At 55.0% G+C, this 16,672-nt stretch carries 22 protein-coding genes; 11 read left to right on the top strand and 11 right to left on the bottom strand.

Features of this window, described 5'->3' with window-relative positions:
• Positions 1-10: 10 nt before the first annotated feature.
• From cgtA to rplU, 4 genes are all read right to left on the bottom strand, one after another.
• Positions 11-1,189 (bottom strand): Obg family GTPase CgtA, encoded by a 1,179-nt coding sequence (gene cgtA / locus QLG07_RS21970; protein WP_282470162.1) that lies wholly within the window; start codon positions 1,187-1,189, stop codon positions 11-13.
• Complete coding sequence (locus QLG07_RS21965) at positions 1,186-2,181, bottom strand: DMT family transporter (protein ID WP_048914472.1); 996 nt, start codon at positions 2,179-2,181, stop codon at positions 1,186-1,188. Before QLG07_RS21965 ends, cgtA begins: the two co-directional genes overlap by 4 nt.
• Before the next feature lie 105 nt (positions 2,182-2,286).
• Positions 2,287-2,544: a 50S ribosomal protein L27 gene (gene rpmA, locus QLG07_RS21960; protein ID WP_048914471.1), complete on the bottom strand. Its 258-nt coding sequence runs from the start codon at positions 2,542-2,544 to the stop codon at positions 2,287-2,289.
• Between the two features lie 15 nt (positions 2,545-2,559).
• Positions 2,560-2,871, bottom strand: a complete 312-nt coding sequence (gene rplU, locus QLG07_RS21955) for a 50S ribosomal protein L21 (RefSeq protein ID WP_048914470.1) — start codon at positions 2,869-2,871, stop codon at positions 2,560-2,562.
• Between the two features lie 255 nt (positions 2,872-3,126).
• Here rplU and ispB point away from each other — a divergent pair, with 255 nt between their 5' ends.
• Positions 3,127-4,101: an octaprenyl diphosphate synthase gene (gene ispB, locus QLG07_RS21950; protein WP_282470161.1), complete on the top strand. Its 975-nt coding sequence runs from the start codon at positions 3,127-3,129 to the stop codon at positions 4,099-4,101.
• A gap of 239 nt (positions 4,102-4,340) precedes the next feature.
• Entirely contained in the window at positions 4,341-4,601 is a 261-nt protein-coding gene (locus QLG07_RS21945; RefSeq protein ID WP_048914468.1) for a helix-turn-helix transcriptional regulator, read from the top strand.
• Between the two features lie 51 nt (positions 4,602-4,652).
• Here the strand turns inward: QLG07_RS21945 and murA are convergent, their stop codons facing one another.
• The 7 genes from murA to mlaF form a co-directional block, all read right to left on the bottom strand.
• A complete protein-coding gene (murA, locus tag QLG07_RS21940; protein ID WP_099753981.1) occupies positions 4,653-5,921 on the bottom strand; it encodes a UDP-N-acetylglucosamine 1-carboxyvinyltransferase in 1,269 nt (422 codons plus the stop codon).
• Positions 5,922-5,997: 76 nt separating this feature from the next.
• Positions 5,998-6,252, bottom strand: coding sequence for a BolA family iron metabolism protein IbaG (ibaG, locus tag QLG07_RS21935; RefSeq protein WP_048914466.1), 255 nt, complete (start codon positions 6,250-6,252; stop codon positions 5,998-6,000).
• Between the two features lie 227 nt (positions 6,253-6,479).
• Complete coding sequence (mlaB, locus tag QLG07_RS21930; protein ID WP_282470160.1) at positions 6,480-6,776, bottom strand: lipid asymmetry maintenance protein MlaB; 297 nt, start codon at positions 6,774-6,776, stop codon at positions 6,480-6,482.
• Positions 6,776-7,411, bottom strand: coding sequence for a phospholipid-binding protein MlaC (gene mlaC / locus QLG07_RS21925; RefSeq protein WP_133622604.1), 636 nt, complete (start codon positions 7,409-7,411; stop codon positions 6,776-6,778). Before mlaC ends, mlaB begins: the two co-directional genes overlap by 1 nt.
• An 11-nt stretch (positions 7,412-7,422) precedes the next feature.
• On the bottom strand, positions 7,423-7,971 hold the full coding sequence (gene mlaD / locus QLG07_RS21920) for an outer membrane lipid asymmetry maintenance protein MlaD (protein WP_048914463.1): 549 nt from the start codon (positions 7,969-7,971) through the stop codon (positions 7,423-7,425).
• 4 nt (positions 7,972-7,975) lie between these two features.
• Positions 7,976-8,758, bottom strand: coding sequence for a lipid asymmetry maintenance ABC transporter permease subunit MlaE (mlaE, locus tag QLG07_RS21915; protein ID WP_048914462.1), 783 nt, complete (start codon positions 8,756-8,758; stop codon positions 7,976-7,978).
• Between the two features lie 7 nt (positions 8,759-8,765).
• A complete protein-coding gene (mlaF, locus tag QLG07_RS21910; RefSeq protein WP_048914461.1) occupies positions 8,766-9,578 on the bottom strand; it encodes a phospholipid ABC transporter ATP-binding protein MlaF in 813 nt (270 codons plus the stop codon).
• A gap of 228 nt (positions 9,579-9,806) precedes the next feature.
• On the opposite strand from mlaF, the gene QLG07_RS21905 reads away from it, so the two are divergent.
• From QLG07_RS21905 to ptsN, 9 genes are all read left to right on the top strand, one after another.
• Positions 9,807-10,787 carry a calcium/sodium antiporter gene (locus tag QLG07_RS21905; protein WP_048914460.1) on the top strand — a complete coding sequence of 327 codons (981 nt, stop codon included), beginning with the start codon at positions 9,807-9,809 and terminating at the stop codon, positions 10,785-10,787.
• A gap of 15 nt (positions 10,788-10,802) precedes the next feature.
• Entirely contained in the window at positions 10,803-11,789 is a 987-nt protein-coding gene (gene kdsD, locus QLG07_RS21900; RefSeq protein ID WP_133622602.1) for an arabinose-5-phosphate isomerase KdsD, read from the top strand.
• Between the two features lie 17 nt (positions 11,790-11,806).
• Positions 11,807-12,373, top strand: a complete 567-nt coding sequence (gene kdsC, locus QLG07_RS21895; protein WP_133622601.1) for a 3-deoxy-manno-octulosonate-8-phosphatase KdsC — start codon at positions 11,807-11,809, stop codon at positions 12,371-12,373.
• Entirely contained in the window at positions 12,370-12,945 is a 576-nt protein-coding gene (gene lptC, locus QLG07_RS21890; RefSeq protein ID WP_048914457.1) for an LPS export ABC transporter periplasmic protein LptC, read from the top strand. The genes kdsC and lptC overlap by 4 nt, the downstream gene beginning before the upstream one ends.
• Positions 12,917-13,465: a lipopolysaccharide ABC transporter substrate-binding protein LptA gene (lptA, locus tag QLG07_RS21885; RefSeq protein ID WP_048914456.1), complete on the top strand. Its 549-nt coding sequence runs from the start codon at positions 12,917-12,919 to the stop codon at positions 13,463-13,465. The genes lptC and lptA overlap by 29 nt, the downstream gene beginning before the upstream one ends.
• A gap of 5 nt (positions 13,466-13,470) precedes the next feature.
• Entirely contained in the window at positions 13,471-14,196 is a 726-nt protein-coding gene (gene lptB, locus QLG07_RS21880; protein ID WP_048914455.1) for an LPS export ABC transporter ATP-binding protein, read from the top strand.
• A 48-nt stretch (positions 14,197-14,244) separates the two neighbouring features.
• Entirely contained in the window at positions 14,245-15,678 is a 1,434-nt protein-coding gene (rpoN, locus tag QLG07_RS21875; protein ID WP_048914454.1) for an RNA polymerase factor sigma-54, read from the top strand.
• A 22-nt stretch (positions 15,679-15,700) separates the two neighbouring features.
• The gene (hpf, locus tag QLG07_RS21870) at positions 15,701-15,988 is read left to right on the top strand and encodes a ribosome hibernation promoting factor (protein WP_062818062.1); all 288 of its coding nucleotides are present in this window, start codon (positions 15,701-15,703) and stop codon (positions 15,986-15,988) included.
• 176 nt (positions 15,989-16,164) lie between these two features.
• Complete coding sequence (gene ptsN, locus QLG07_RS21865) at positions 16,165-16,647, top strand: PTS IIA-like nitrogen regulatory protein PtsN (protein ID WP_048914450.1); 483 nt, start codon at positions 16,165-16,167, stop codon at positions 16,645-16,647.
• Positions 16,648-16,672: the final 25 nt, after the last annotated feature.

The following is a 16,672-nucleotide window of genomic DNA, read 5'->3' as shown; positions in this document are numbered from 1 at the left end:
TTAGCGTGGATTAACGCTGATAGACCGTTTCGACACCTTCTTCGTCGTCTTCGTCCCAGTCGTCATCCCAGTCATCGTCTTCTTCAACTTCTGGCTGTGCATCTTCCAGCTGCTGACGATGGTAGTCATCCCACATGAATTCCACTTTCTCTGGCTGCTTCGCTTCCAGTTCTGCTTCTTTCGGGTTGGCGTTGATAAAGGACATCAGGTCCCAGCACAGCGCATTGACGCCCACGCGGTTCGCCGCGGAGATCAGGTAATACTTCTCGGTCCAGCCCAGCGCGTCTGCAATCGCTTTAGCACGCGCCTGCGCCTCTTCCTCATCCAGCAGGTCAACTTTGTTGAACACCAGCCAGCGTGGCTTATTGAACAGCTTGTCGCTGTATTTTTCCAGCTCGCCGAGGATGATGCGCGCATTCTCAACCGGGTCGCTTTCGTCAATCGGCGCCAGATCGATAGTGTGCAGCAGAACGCGGCAGCGCTCGAGGTGCTTCAGGAAGCGAATACCCAGGCCAGCACCATCCGATGCGCCTTCGATCAGCCCTGGAATATCGGCCACCACGAAGCTCTGCTCGCTGTCCATGCGCACCACGCCGAGGCTTGGCACCAGGGTGGTAAACGGGTAATCGGCCACTTTTGGCTTCGCGGCAGAAACCGCGCGAATAAAGGTCGATTTACCGGCGTTTGGCAGGCCCAGCATACCGACGTCGGCCAGCAGCATCAGCTCCAGCTGCAGGTCGCGCTTTTCGCCCGGGGTGCCCATTGTTTTCTGACGTGGCGTACGGTTTACGGAGGATTTGAAGCGGGTGTTACCCAGACCGTGCCAGCCGCCCTTCGCTACCATCATCTGCTGCTGATGGTGAGTCATATCACCCAGCGTTTCACCGGTACCCTGGTCGATAATACGCGTGCCGACCGGCACTTTGATCAGGATATCGTTGCCGCGTTTACCGGTACAGTCACGGCTCTGGCCGTTCTGCCCGCGCTCGGCACGGAAGGATTTCTCAAAACGGTAGTCAATCAGGGTGTTGAGGTTTTCATCAGCCTGCATATAGACATCGCCGCCGTCACCACCATCACCCCCGTCTGGACCACCACGCGGAATATATTTCTCACGACGGAAGCTGACGCAGCCATTGCCGCCGTCGCCCGCTACTACCAGAATCGTCGCTTCATCAACAAACTTCATTTTACTTCTCCGTCACTCATTCGCCCGGGCTCACTGCCTGCTGGCAGCGGGTCGGGATTGCTCCGCCGTGGCCATAAGCGATGACCAATTGCGGAAAACATGGCGCCTGACACCACGACGATTGCTCCAACAAACCCTAAGGTATTGAGTTGCGGAATGGCAAAAAAGTCGGGCCAGCCAAGCGATAAAAATTCTGAAAACAGCAGGGTAAATAAGGGCGTCAGCGTCACGATTGCGCTGACCTGTGCCGCCTGCCAGCGTGCATAGGCTTCCGCCAGCGCGCCATAACCCACCAGGGTATTGAGCGCGCAAAATAACAGACAGCCTAACTGCCAGCCGTCCAGCTGCCACAACAGCTCCAACCGAGCCATCGGTAACAGCGCCACTGCACATAAAGTGTACAGCAAAAACAGGATTTGTTGCGAGCCCAGACGGCGCAGCAAAATTTTCTGCGTCACGCCGTACACTACCCACACCATGGCCGCGCTGACACCGAGGATCACACCCCAGGTGTAATCCGTCAGGCGCGTGAAGATCTCAATCAGGCTGGTGTTAAAGAACATTACCAGTCCGCATAACAGCATCACCCCACCGACGATCTGGCTGCCACGCATCCTCTCTTTCAGGATGAATACGCTGGCGAGCATCATGCCCGGCGGTGCCAGTTGGGCAATCACCTGGGAGGCGGTAGGGCTGAGATACTGCAACGAAGAACCAAACAGCACGAAGTTGCCCACCAGACCCGCGGTGGCAATTAACACCCAGACCAGCCAGCGCGGGTGACGAAAGAAGTCACGCGGCGGCAGTTGGCGTTTCAGCGCTAAAATTGCGCCCAGGCCTGCTGCTGCAAGGAGAAAACGGTAGAACACCACCGTGGCGGGATCCATCACCACCAGCACCTGTTTCATCGCAATAGGCAACGAGCCCCAGCTCATTGCAGTGACCAGCGCGAGAGCGGTCCCTATCCCTGCCTGCTGCTTACTGACTGACATCGGTGTTCCCTGGCAGAATGTAAAAAGCCCCGCAGTCTAGTGCGGGGCTTTTCTTTTCGTCGTCGCATAGAGCGGCATTTGCCACTCTGCGGCACGAAAACCTAATTACTCAGCAACGATGCTGATGTATTTACGGTTGTTCGGGCCTTTAACTTCGAATTTGACCTGGCCGTCTGCAGTTGCAAACAGAGTGTGGTCACGGCCGCAGCCAACGTTGGTGCCCGCGTGGAATTTGGTGCCACGCTGACGAACGATGATGCTACCAGCCAGAACAGTTTCGCCGCCGAAACGTTTTACGCCCAGGCGTTTTGCGTTGGAGTCACGACCGTTACGAGTCGAACCACCAGCTTTCTTGTGTGCCATTTGTCAGATCTCCTATTAAGCGCTGATGCCAGTGATCTTCACATCAGTGAACCACTGACGGTGACCCTGCTGCTTACGGTAATGTTTACGACGACGGAACTTAACAATCTTGATTTTGTCGCCACGACCGTGAGCAACGATTTCCGCTTTGACCAGGCCACCAGAAACTAATGGTGCGCCGATCTGAACGTCTTCGCCGTTAGCAATCATCAGAACCTGGTCGAATTCAACAACTTCGCCGGTTGCGATGTCCAGCTTTTCCAGGCGAACGGTCTGACCTTCGCTTACTCGGTGTTGTTTACCACCACTTTGGAAAACCGCGTACATATAAACTCCGCTCTCGCGCTTGCCTTCTTTGATTTCGGGCTGCGCTATAAATATTCACAATAGGGCGCGAATTCTACGCAACTTCCTCACTAAAGACAAGTGCCTGTTGCGCTGTATTGCAGAAAAAAAACGCAACATGAATGGAGACGTTTCACCGCCGCGTTTTTGCAGTACAATCTGTCATACATTTCATGCCACAGGCACGGGTTAAGGCGCTTATCATAGCAGCGAACTGAGCGATAGCTGAAAAGACTGATGAACTTAGAACAGATAAACGAACTCACCGCGCAAGATATGGCGGACGTCAATGCGACAATACTCGACCAGCTGAACTCCGATGTATCCCTTATCAACCAGCTGGGCTACTACATTATCAGCGGCGGAGGGAAACGCATCCGCCCAATGATCGCCGTGCTGGCTGCACGCGCGGTGAATGATTACTCCGGTAAGCAGCATATTACCGTGGCAGCTTTGATCGAATTTATTCACACCGCGACGCTGCTGCACGACGACGTCGTCGACGAATCCGATATGCGGCGCGGCAAAGCCACCGCCAATGCGGCATTTGGCAATGCCGCCAGCGTGCTGGTCGGCGACTTCATCTATACCCGCGCTTTCCAGATGATGACCAGCCTGGGTTCACTGAAGGTGCTGGCGCTGATGTCGGAAGCGGTGAACGTGATTGCGGAAGGGGAAGTGTTACAGCTGATGAACTGTAACGACCCGGATATCACCGAAGAGAGCTACATGCGGGTGATCTACAGCAAAACCGCACGCCTGTTCGAAGCGGCGGCGCAATCTTCGGCAATCCTCGCCGGTGCCACAGCAGCACAGGAGCAGGCGCTGCAGGATTATGGCCGCTATATCGGCACCGCTTTCCAGCTGATCGACGATCTTCTCGATTACAGTGCCGATGGCAAAACTCTGGGGAAAAACGTCGGTGATGACCTGAGCGAAGGCAAACCAACGCTGCCGCTGCTGCACGCGATGCGTAACGGCAGCCCGGAGCAGGCTGCGATGATTCGCTCGGCGATTGAAGAGGGTAACGGCCGTCATTTACTGGAACCCGTTCTGGAAACCATGCGTGAATGTGGTTCCCTGGAATGGACCCGCGACGCCGCAGAGAAAGAAGCCGATAAGGCGATCGCTGCGCTGAATGTATTGCCGGAATCACCGTGGCGTAGCGCGCTGGAAGCGCTGGCACATATGTCAGTACAGCGCGAATTCTAATCTCGATTCTGCTTTAAGAGCGCGGCCTGCCGCGCTTTTTTTCTCTCCACGATCCGGCTATTTAGCCCGGCAGCTCTGCCCGCCTTCTCATCTTTATGCAACAACCTCACGCCATTACCTGTACTTTTGCGTAGCACTACGCAAAAAATGTTTTAGTCGCTCATTTTACTGGAAATAAATGGAAATTATTTGCTATAAAGCACCTGTTATATCCAAAAGTGCCCAAGGAGGGTAAGCACGTGAGACACAATCAGCAAGACTGGCACCCCGCCGATATTATTGCCGCGCTGCGTAAAAAAGGCACCACGCTAGCCGCACAATCCCGACAGGCTGGCTTAAGCTCATCGACACTCGCCAACACCCTGTGCCGCCCGTGGCCGAAAGGTGAATGGTTGATTGCTGATGCGCTAAATATTCATCCATCGGAGATTTGGCCGAGCCGCTACTATGATCCGCACACCCACCGGCTGCTCGATCGCAAGCAGCGCATCCGCAAGTAAAAAAAAGGGCCGGTATTATCTACCGACCCTGTTTCTTGCTGCGCGCAAAGATTACTCTTCGCTGCTGCCGCTTACGCGCTGGATATTCGCCCCAAGAGCGGCCAGCTTGTCTTCAATGTGCTCGTAACCACGATCGATGTGGTAAATACGGTCCACAATGGTGGTGCCTTCTGCGATACAGCCAGCCAGAACCAGGCTGGCGGAAGCACGCAGATCGGTAGCCATAACCTGTGCACCGGACAGTTTTTCCACCCCGTGGCAGATCAGCGTGTTGCTTTCGATCTCGCCGTGTGCGCCCATGCGTACCAGCTCTGGCACGTGCATAAAGCGGTTCTCGAAGATGGTTTCGGTAATTACACCGGTCCCTTCCGCTACCAGGTTCAGCAGGCTGAACTGGGCCTGCATATCGGTTGGGAAGCCCGGATGCGGCGCGGTGCGCAGATTGACGGCCTTAGGACGCTTACCGTGCATATCCAGGCTGATCCAGTCTTCACCGGTTTCGATATCGGCACCCGCTTCACGCAGCTTAGCCAGTACGGCATCCAGAGTGTCAGGCTGTGCCGCACGGCACACCACTTTACCGCCGGAGATCGCCGCAGCGACCAGGAAGGTGCCGGTTTCAATACGGTCAGGCAGTACGCGGTACACGCCGCCGCCCAGGCGCTGCACGCCTTCAATAGTGATTCGGTCGCTGCCTGCGCCGGTGATTTTCGCCCCCAGCGTGTTCAGGAAGTTAGCGGTATCAACGATTTCCGGCTCGCGGGCCGCATTCTCAATCACGGTGGTGCCGGTGGCCAGCGTGGCCGCACTCATAATGGTTACGGTTGCGCCAACGCTGACCTTATCCATCACGATATGTGCGCCTTTCAGGCGGCCATCAACCGAGGCTTTCACGTAGCCCTCTTCCAGCTTAATCGTGGCGCCAAGCTGCTCCAGACCGGTGATATGCAGGTCAACCGGGCGCGCACCGATAGCGCAGCCGCCGGGCAGTGAAACCTGCCCCTGGCCAAAACGCGCCACCAGCGGACCAAGCGCCCAGATAGAAGCGCGCATGGTTTTCACCAGATCGTAAGGCGCACAGTAAATGTTGACCTCACTGGCATCCAGATGCACGGAACCATTACGTTCTGCTTTCATACCCAGCTGGCTGAGCAGCTTCATGGTGGTATCGATGTCCTTCAGCTTCGGGACATTCTGAATCTCTACCGGCTCTTCAGCCAGCAAAGCAGCGAACAGGATCGGCAATGCGGCGTTTTTGGCCCCGGAAATAGTGACTTCACCACTCAGACGGGTCGGACCCTGTACACGAAATTTATCCATTGCAACTGCTCTCTGTTGTCAGCTAAAAATCTGCCGCCAGCGCCTCACCACGTTACGCGTGGCAAACTCTGGCAGCTTAAAAACCGTTTAACTTACGGTCACGCGCCCACTCTTCAGGGGTATAAGTCTTGATGGAAACCGCATGCATGCGGTTATCCGCGATGTACTCCATCAGCGGAGCATAGACAGTCTGCTGTTTCTTAACGCGGCTCAGTTCACCAAACAGTTCACCCACGGCAATCACCTGGAAATGGCTGCCATCTCCGGTTACGTGGACTTCCTGCAGCGGTAGCGCGCTCATCAGCACGGATTGAATTTCACTGGTTTCCATGATGCTCTTAAATTCACTTGATAATAAACAGGCACACATCTTAGTGGAATCTGCCCGACTCTTAAACAAGCAAAAAATGCCTGCGCTTTGAGAAAAAGCCTAAATGAGAACAGATAACACTCCCGGCGCGTAACGAAGAAGGGAGCGACAATGCGCTCCCTTGGGTAAAAACGAGTAAACTCAACGCGTTCCACGGCTACTGCTGCCGGACTAACGCGCCCAGTGTCTTACTCGCCTTCGGCAATAATTTTCTGCAGGTTGTAGAGGGTGATCAGCGAACGCAGTTTATCCGTGATACCGGCGAAACGCGGCGCTTTGCCACGCGCTAGCACGATCTGCCGCAGATGGACCAGCAGGGCCAGGCCACCGGAGTCCACGCGCTGCAGGCCCGCAACGTCGATAATCTCAACCCGGCCCATCACCTCAGCACGCTGCTGCCAAAGCGGCAGCAGCGTTTCACGTTCCAGCTCGCCGGCAAGAGTTAGCCGGTCGTCCTCGACCTGCCAGCGCAGTTGCCCGTCCATTACTGCTTCTTGTCCAGCGTGATAGGCTCATTTGCTGCCGACTTCAGGCGCGCGGTCAGGCCGTCGATGCCCTGCTGACGCAGCACGCCGCTCCACTCATTCTGCTTGGTGCTAATCATACTCACGCCTTCAGCGATCATATCAAACGCCTGCCAGTTTCCGCTGACGCTGTTTTTACGCCACTGGAAGTCCAGGCGCACCGGTGGTCGGCCGTTCGGGTCGATGATGGTGACGCGGATAGCGATAATGTTTGCATCACCCAGCGGCTGCTCCGGGGCAATCTGATAAGTCTGGCCGTTATACATCGCCAGCGCCTGGCCGTATGCCTGGGTCAGATAGTCGCTGAAAGCCGCAAAATAGGCTTCACGCTGTGCCGGGGTGGCTTCTTTGTAGTAGCGGCCCAGTACCAGCGCCCCCGCATATTTCACCTGCACATACGGCAGCAGCTCTTCACGCACGACCTGCCGCAGATAGTTAGGATCCTGCTTGATTTTAGGCTGTTCGTTTTTCAGGCGGTCAAAGGTCTTCTGCGCCGCCTCATTCATTAGCTTGTAAGGATTGGTCTGGTCGGCTGCGGCATTCGCCGCTACGGGTGCAATGACCAGCATCGCGACCATCAGTAAACGTTTAAACATTACTTGCCCTCTTATGGATTGTTCGCCGCAGCAGGCGCTGCTGCGGCCGGAGCCGCCTCATCGCCCGCGGCAGGTGGATTCTTGTTGTCGCCGTTCCCGCTCTTGTAGAGGAACTGGCCTATCAGATCTTCCAGCACCATCGCTGACTTGGTGTCCTGGATGGTGCCGCCGTCTTTCAGGGTTGCGGTGCCCATTTCCGGGTCATCAAAACCGATATTCAGCGCCAGATACTGTTCGCCCAACAGACCGGAAGTCCGTACTGCCAGCGAGCTGGTGTCAGGGATATTGTTATATTTGTCTTCAATATCCATAGCGACTTTCGGTGAGTAGTTTTTCGGGTCCAGCGTGATATCGGTTACGCGCCCCACTACCACACCGCCAACTTTGACCGGGGAGCCGGTTTTCAGGCCACCAATATTGTCAAAAGTAGCATAAAGCTTCCAGGTCGGTTCATTGCCGAGGGATTTCAGGTCGGCAACGCGCAGACAGAGAAAGATGATCGCGCACAGCGCTAAAAGTAAGAAGGCGCCTACCCAAATTTCGCTTTTTTTCGTTTGCATTGCATCAGTTCCCAAACATCAGTGCCGTAAGCACAAAATCCAGACCGAGTACTGCCAGTGAAGCATGTACCACGGTACGCGTCGTTGCCCGACTGATCCCTTCAGAAGTCGGGATGGCGTCATAGCCGTTAAACAGCGCAATCCAGGTCACAGTCACCGCAAATACGGCGCTCTTGATCACGCAGTTGATAATATCTGTTCGCAGGTCGACCGCACTCTGCATCGCTGACCAGAAGAAGCCAGGGTCAATCCCTTTCCAGCCCACGCCCACCAGCGCGCCACCCATCACCCCGACCGCGACAAAAATCAGCGTCAGCAGCGGCATGCTGATAAAGCCCGCCCAGAAACGCGGCGATATAATGCGGCGCAGTGGGTCAACGGCCATCATCTCCATGCTGGAGAGCTGCTCGGTGGCTTTCATCAGGCCAATCTCTGCCGTCAGGGCCGAACCGGCACGCCCGGCAAACAGCAGCGCGGTCACCACCGGCCCCAGCTCGCGCAGCAGCGACAGCGCGACCATCATCCCCAGGCTGGTTTCCGCGCTGTAGGTTTTCAGCACCAGGTAGCCCTGCAGGCCAAGCACCATGCCGATAAACAGCCCGGATACGATCACGATGAGCAGTGAAAGCACGCCGACGCTGTACAGCTGTTTAACCAGCAGGTGAGCGTGCTTACGAAAACGGGGGATGCCAAACAGCGCATGGAACAGCATCAGTCCGGCGCGGCCAAACGAGGCACAGGTATTAATTCCCTGACGCCCTAATGACGCCAGTGCTCTTAGAAACATCAGTCTGTTAACTCCCTGAGCCGACTAAATCTTGCAGGTAATCCCCTGCCGGGAAACGGAAAGGTACCGGGCCATCAGCAATGCCGTCAATAAACTGACGCACGCGGGCATCTTCGTTATCACGCAGTTCAGGGGCTGTCCCCTGAGCGATCACTTTCTGATCCGCGATAATATAAGCGTAATCGGCAATGCTCAGCACCTCAGGCACATCGTGCGATACCACGATACAGGTGACGCCCAGCGAGTGGTTCAGTTCGTCGATCAGCTTCACCAGCACGCCCATGGTGATGGGATCCTGGCCGACAAAGGGTTCGTCAAACATGATCAAATCTGGCTCCAGCGCGATTGCTCGCGCCAGTGCCGCACGGCGCGCCATCCCGCCGGAAAGTTCAGAAGGCTTAAGATTGGCGGCGCCGCGCAGGCCCACCGCTTCCAGCTTCATCATCACAGTGCTATGCAGCAGCGCTTTTGGCAGCTGGGTATGTTCACGCAGCGGCCATGCCACGTTGTCAAACACGCTAAGATCGGTGAATAACGCCCCTGACTGGAACAGCATGCTCATTTTTTTACGCGCCTCATACAGGCGTGAGCGCGACAGCGTGGGAATATTTTCGCCGTTAAACCAGATTTCACCGCTGTCCGGAGGGATCTGCCCGCCGATTAAACGCAGTAAAGTGGTTTTGCCTATGCCGGAAGGTCCCATTATCGCGGTGACCTTCCCTTTGGGCACCGTAAGCGAGATGTTATCGAAAATCGGCCGGTTGCCACGGGAAAAACTCACGCCCCGCACATCCACCAAATTCGTCTCCGTCTGGCTCATAGTTACCTCATTCCTTATTCTCAGGCGTTAAATTTACCCCCAATGGTAACGTATTACCTATCGGACCGGACACTTTTACAGAAACTTACCGCAATAACGTAGCTAAAGCTGGCATAAGTTTTACTTTTCACTCGCAGACCGTCAAAATCACAGCCATTAAATTTTCTTTGCCTTAACTCTTTAAAGCAAACGGTAACCAACGATTATACCCGATCCAAAGGACACTTCATGCTCGTAGCTACAGCACTATTGATTATCGGTTTAGTCTTACTGGTTTATGGAGCCGATCGTCTGGTGTTTAGCGCCGCAATATTGTGCCGGTCACTGGGGATTCCACCCTTGATTATAGGCATGACGGTGGTGGGCATTGGCACCTCATTACCGGAGCTGATTGTCTCCTTTTCCGCCGCCACGCACGGGCAGATGGATATCGCAGTTGGCACCGCGATGGGGTCAAATATTACCAATATTTTACTGATCCTTGGCGGCGCCGCGCTGCTGCACCCGCTCACCGTCCACTCCAGACTGGTACGCCGTGAGCTGCCGCTGATGCTGCTGGTGACGCTGCTGTGCGGCGTCATGCTGTTTGATAACGAGCTGAGCCGCAACGATGGTCTGGCGATGATCGCCATTGCCGCTATCTATCTGATGTTTATTATCAAGATTGCTCGCCGCGCCGAACGCGAAAACAGCGACTCGCTCACGCGTGAGCAGCTGGCTGAACTGCCGCGAGATGACGTCGGCAATACTGTCGCCTTTCTGTGGCTGGCAGTGGCGCTGATTGTGCTGCCGATGTCGACACGCATGGTCATCGACAACGCCACGGTGATTGCCGACTATTTCGGCGTCAGCGAACTGGTGATAGGCCTGACAATTATTTCGGTCGGCACCAGCCTGCCGGAGCTGGCAACGGTGATTGCTGGCGCGCTGAAGGGCGAAGATGATATCGCCATCGGCAACCTTATCGGCTCTAACATTTATAATATGGCAATTGTGCTGGGCATTCCGGCACTGATTCACCCAGGCACACTCGACTCCGCCGCTTTCGCCCGTGATTACTGGGTGATGCTGGGAGTCAGTGCCCTGTTTACACTGATCTGTTTGCAGCGCAGTCGCCGCATTGGTCGGCTGGCAGGCGCGTTGTTGCTGTGCGGATTTATCGTCTGGGTGGGAATGCTGTATCAGTTCCCCTCAGTGACCTTCTGGTAAAAGGACTGGAGAATTATGGCGCATATCACGGCCGATCCCGACTTTGACTTTCAACAGGCCGGGAAAGAGGTTTTACGGATTGAACGTGAAGGGCTGGAACAGCTCGATCGGTACATTAACGACGACTTTAGCCGGGCCTGCGAGCTGATTTATCGCTGCCGTGGCAAAGTCGTGGTGATGGGGATGGGCAAATCCGGTCATATCGGTAAGAAGATGGCGGCGACCTTTGCCAGCACCGGTACGTCAGCATTTTTTGTTCATCCGGCTGAGGCCAGCCACGGCGATCTCGGTATGGTAAGCCCATCCGATGTGGTGATTGCTATTTCCAACTCCGGCGAGTCCTCCGAAATTCTGGCGCTGATCCCGGTGCTAAAACGCCTGCATGTTTCGCTGATCTGCCTCACCAGCCGCCCTGACAGCGCAATGGGACGTGCGGCAGATATCCACCTGTGTGTTAAAGTGCCGCAGGAAGCCTGCCCGCTGGGCCTGGCCCCGACCACCAGCACCACCGCAACCTTAGTGATGGGTGATGCCCTGGCCGTTGCGCTGCTAAAAGCTCGCGGTTTTACCCAGGAAGATTTTGCGCTCTCTCACCCTGGCGGGGCGCTGGGCCGTAAACTGCTGCTGCGCGTTGATGATATCATGCACTCCGGCAGCGAGATGCCGCACGTCAGCCGTGATGCTTCTCTGCGTGATGCCTTACTGGAAATCACCCGTAAAAACATGGGAATGACGGTAATCTGCAATGACTTGATGAAAATCGAAGGCATCTTTACCGACGGTGATTTACGCCGCGTATTCGATATGGGCATTGATATCCAGCATGCCAGTATCGCCAGCGTGATGACGCCAGGTGGCGTGCGCGTGCGCCCGAATACGCTGGCCGTGGATGCGTTAAACCTGATGCAGAATAAAAATATTACCTGCGTAATGGTCGCCGATGGCGATCAGCTGCTCGGCGTGGTTCACATGCATGACATGCTGCGCGCAGGCGTTGTATAAACCAGGAACTGAAAATAATGAGCAATCCAGTAGCCACCATTGAGACCTGTTATGGCGCAGTCAGCCAGCAGGTCATGGCGCAGGCACAGCAAATTAAGCTGTTGATTTGTGACGTTGACGGCGTGATGTCCGACGGGGTGATTTACCAGGGAAATAACGGTGAAGAGCTTAAAGCCTTCAACGTGCGCGATGGTTATGGCATTCGCTGCCTGCTGACCAGCGGCATTGAAGTGGCGATTATTACCGGCCGTAAAGCCAAACTGCTGGAAGATCGCTGCGCCACGCTGGGAATTACCCATCTTTACCAGGGACAGACAGATAAGCTTTTGGCCTTCCGTGAACTTCTGGATACACTATCGCTTCGTGCCGGGCAGGTTGCCTATATTGGTGATGACCTGATCGACTGGCCGGTCATGGCGGAAGTTGGCCTGAGTGTGACCGTGGCCGATGCACACCCTGTTTTATTGCCCCGTGCGGACTACGTGACCCGAATTGCCGGTGGACGCGGTGCCGTGAGGGAAATTTGCGATCTTATTTTGATCGCGCAAGGTAAGTTTGAAGAGGCCAAAGGGCAGTCAGTATGAGCAAAACAAGACGCTGGATAACGCTGATACTGGCGCTGGTCGCCATTGTGCTGATCGGCTGGAACCTGACCGGAAACGACAGCGATAGCAACGCTACCCGGAGTGACGACACGGAACCGACCTATATGAGCGATAATTCTCATACGGTGGTGTACAACCCTGAGGGCGCGCTGAGCTATAAGCTGGTGTCAGACAAGGTCACCTACTTCCAGACCGAAGCGGTGAGCTGGTTCGATAACCCGGTGATGACGACCTACGACGAAAACAAAATTCCAACCTGGTCGGTGCGGGCGGACAAAGCCAAGCTCACTAATGACCGCATGCTTTATCTCTATGGTCATGTGGAAGTGAACAGCCTGACCAAAGACGCTCAGCTTGAGCGGATTAAAACCGATAACGCTCAAATTAACCTGACCACTCAGGATGTCACTTCAGACGATCAGGTTACGCTTTATGGCCGCAGCTTTAACTCTACAGGTATGAAGATGCGTGGGAATTTACGGAAGAAAACTGCCGAGTTGATTGAAAAGGTCAAAACATCTTATGAAATTCAAAATGAACAACAGCCTTAAACTTCTGACGGCATCACTGCTGCTTGCCGCCAGCCTGCCCGCTCTGGCACTGACCGGCGACTCCGAGAAACCGGTTAACGTCGATTCAGAAAACCAGGCGCTGGATATGCAGGGCAACGTGGCTACCTTTACCGGCAAAGTTATCGTCACCCAGGGTTCAATCAAAATCACCGCGGATAAAGTGGTGGTGACCCGTCCGGGCGGCGACAGCAATAAAACCATTGTTGATGCCTATGGTAATCCGGCAACTTTCTACCAGATGCAGGATAACGGCAAGCCGGTGCAGGGCCACGCCCAGAAAATGCATTACGAGCTGGCAAAAGACCTGGTCGAACTGACCGGCAACGCTTATCTGGAACAGCTCGACAGCAACGTGAAAGGTGACAAAATCACCTATCTGGTCAAAGAGCAAAAAATGCAGGCCTTTGGCAGCACCGGCAAACGCGTCACCACCGTGTTAGTGCCGTCGCAGTTGCAGGATAAAGGCACTCAGTCAAACGGTCAGAAAAAGAGTAACTAACTAACATGGCAACCTTAATTGCGGAAAACCTGGCGAAGGCCTACAAAGGCCGTCGCGTGGTTGAAGATGTCAGCCTGGAAGTTAAATCCGGCGAAATCGTCGGCCTGCTGGGCCCGAACGGTGCAGGTAAAACCACCACCTTCTACATGGTGGTTGGGATTGTGCCGCGTGATGCGGGCCGTATCGTGATCGACGATGAAGACATCAGTATTCTGCCACTGCATGCCCGTGCGCGTCGTGGTATTGGCTACCTGCCTCAGGAAGCCTCCATCTTCCGTCGTCTGAGCGTTTACGACAACCTGATGGCCGTCCTGCAGATCCGTGATGACCTGACCAGCGAGCAGCGCGACGACCGCGCGAATGAACTGCTGGCCGAGTTCCACATTGAGCACCTGCGCGACAGCCTGGGTCAGGCGCTTTCCGGTGGTGAACGCCGCCGCGTCGAGATTGCCCGCGCGCTGGCCGCTAACCCGAAGTTTATCCTGCTGGATGAGCCCTTTGCCGGTGTTGACCCGATCTCCGTCATTGATATTAAAAAGATTATTGAGCACCTGCGTGACAGCGGTCTGGGCGTGTTGATCACCGACCATAACGTACGCGAAACGCTGGCAGTCTGCGAACGAGCCTATATCGTCAGCCAGGGGCATCTGATCGCCCATGGCACCCCGGAAGCGATCCTGGCCGATGAGCAAGTTAAGCGCGTCTATTTGGGTGAAGAGTTCAGACTCTGATAAGGTGTTCACATTCGGTAAGATTTCTGGGGAATTAATATTCTGAATATGAAGCAAGGTTTACAACTCAGGCTGAGCCAACAGCTTGCCATGACGCCACAACTGCAGCAGGCCATTCGCCTGCTGCAACTCTCTACGCTTGAACTACAGCAGGAAATTCAGCTGGCGCTGGAAAGTAACCCGTTGCTTGAACAGACCGACATTCACGAAGAAGTTGATACCCGCGAATATCAGGAAACCGAAGCGCTGGATACCCGCGAAGCGCTGGAACAGAAGGACATGCCGGAAGAGCTGCCGCTCGATGCCACCTGGGATGAGATCTACACCGCCGGCACGCCATCCGGTACGGGCACTGACTATCATGATGATGAACTGCCGGTCTATCAGGGTGAAACCACCCAGACGCTGCAGGATTACCTGATGTGGCAGGTTGAGCTGACGCCGTTTACCGACACTGACCGCGCGATAGCAACCTCGATTGTTGATGCGGTTGACGATACAGGCTATCTCACCGTGACGCTGGATGAAATCCTCGGCAGCATTGGTGATGACGAGCTGTCGATGGATGAAGTTGAAGCGGTGCTGAAGCGCGTGCAGCGTTTTGACCCGGTCGGCGTCTGCGCCCGCGATCTGCGCGACTGCCTGATGGTGCAGCTCTCACAGTTTCCGACTGATTTTCCACTGCTGAAAGAGGCGCGCCTGATCGTCGGCGAGCACCTGGATCTGCTGGCAAACCACGACTTCCGCAGCCTGATGCGCGTCACCCGCCTGAAGGAAGAGGTGCTGAAAGGGGCGATGCAGCTGATCCAGACCCTCGACCCGCGCCCGGGCCAGTCGATCAACACCCAGGAACCAGAATACGTCATTCCGGACGTACTGGTGCGCAAAGCCAGCAATCGCTGGACGGTGGAACTCAACGCCGACAGCGTGCCGCGCCTGAAGATCAACCAGCATTACGCTTCCCTCGGCGCCAGCTCGCGCAGCGACAGCGACACGCAGTTTATTCGCAGCAATCTGCAGGAAGCAAAGTGGCTGATTAAAAGCCTGGAAAGCCGCAACGACACGCTGCTGAAGGTGACGCGCTGTATCGTCGACCAGCAGCAGGCCTTTTTCGAACAGGGTGAAGAGTTCATGCGTCCGATGGTGTTGGCCGATATTGCCAGCGCCGTAGAAATGCACGAGTCGACTATCTCGCGCGTGACCACGCAGAAATACCTGCACAGTCCGCGCGGCATTTTTGAACTGAAGTATTTTTTCTCCAGCCACGTCAATACCGAGGGCGGTGGCGAAGCCTCCTCCACGGCGATCCGTGCGCTGGTGAAGAAATTAATCTCGGCGGAGAATCCCGCCAAACCGCTCAGCGACAGCAAGCTCACCACCCTTCTTTCCGATCAGGGGATTATGGTGGCCCGGCGCACTGTGGCAAAATACCGAGAGTCTTTATCCATCCCACCATCAAACCAGCGCAAACAGCTGGTCTGAAAGCACTGAGAAGGAAGACACTATGCAGCTCAATATCACTGGACAACACGTTGAAATCACCCAGCCACTGCGTGATTTTTTAACTGAAAAGTTTGCCAAACTGGAACACTACTTTGACCGCATCAATCAGGTCTATATCGTGTTAAAGGTGGAGAAAGTGACACAGATTGCAGATGCCACGCTGCATGTGAACGGTGGGGAGCTGCACGCCACCTCGGAAGATAAAGATATGTACGCGGCGATTGACGGGCTGGTTGATAAGCTCGCTCGCCAGTTAAATAAACATAAAGATAAGCTAAAACAACACTAAACTTCACTGTACATTGATTGTTTTTTCGGCGAACCCAATATCAGTTAAGCCGGAAGCGTTTTCGGCTCGTGTTCCTTCGGGAAGACGAGCCGTTAATCAATACGGCATGTTAATCTCGCGATCCGAATGTCGGGTTCGAGCTATCGCCCTGTGCAAGTGAATACCTAAGTGAAACTATGATGAACAATGATCTGAAACTGGAACTGGGCTCCGTATTGAGCGTTGCATGTACCCGTAATGGCGTGCACTGTCAGAGCAAAAAACGGGCGCTGGAAATTATCAGCGAGCTGGCAGCGAAGCAGTTAAATCTGCCGCACCAGACAATTTTCGAAGCTATCCTGACGCGTGAGCGTATGGGCAGTACCGGCATTGGCAACGGCATTGCCATCCCGCACGGTAAGCTGGAAGAAGATACGCTGCGCGCCGTTGGCGTGTTTATCCGCCTTGACCAGCCTATCGCGTTTGACGCCATTGATAATCAGCCGGTAGACCTGCTGTTTGCCCTGCTGGTTCCGGCAGATCAGTGCAAGACGCATCTGCACACGCTGTCGCTGGTGGCCAAACGCCTGGCCGATAAAACGGTGCTGCGCCGTTTACGTGCCGCTCAGACCGATGAAGATCTGTATGAGATCATCACGGAAGATCACGAAGAGAGCTAAACGCAGTTGTATCGCGTTGAGACAA

Origin of the sequence: Erwinia sp. V90_4, assembly GCF_029967685.1 — a bacterium.
Classification (GTDB): Bacteria; Pseudomonadota; Gammaproteobacteria; order Enterobacterales; family Enterobacteriaceae; genus Erwinia; species Erwinia aphidicola.
Note: the sequence above shows the minus strand (reverse complement) of the source record. Positions and strands in the feature narration are given on the sequence as shown.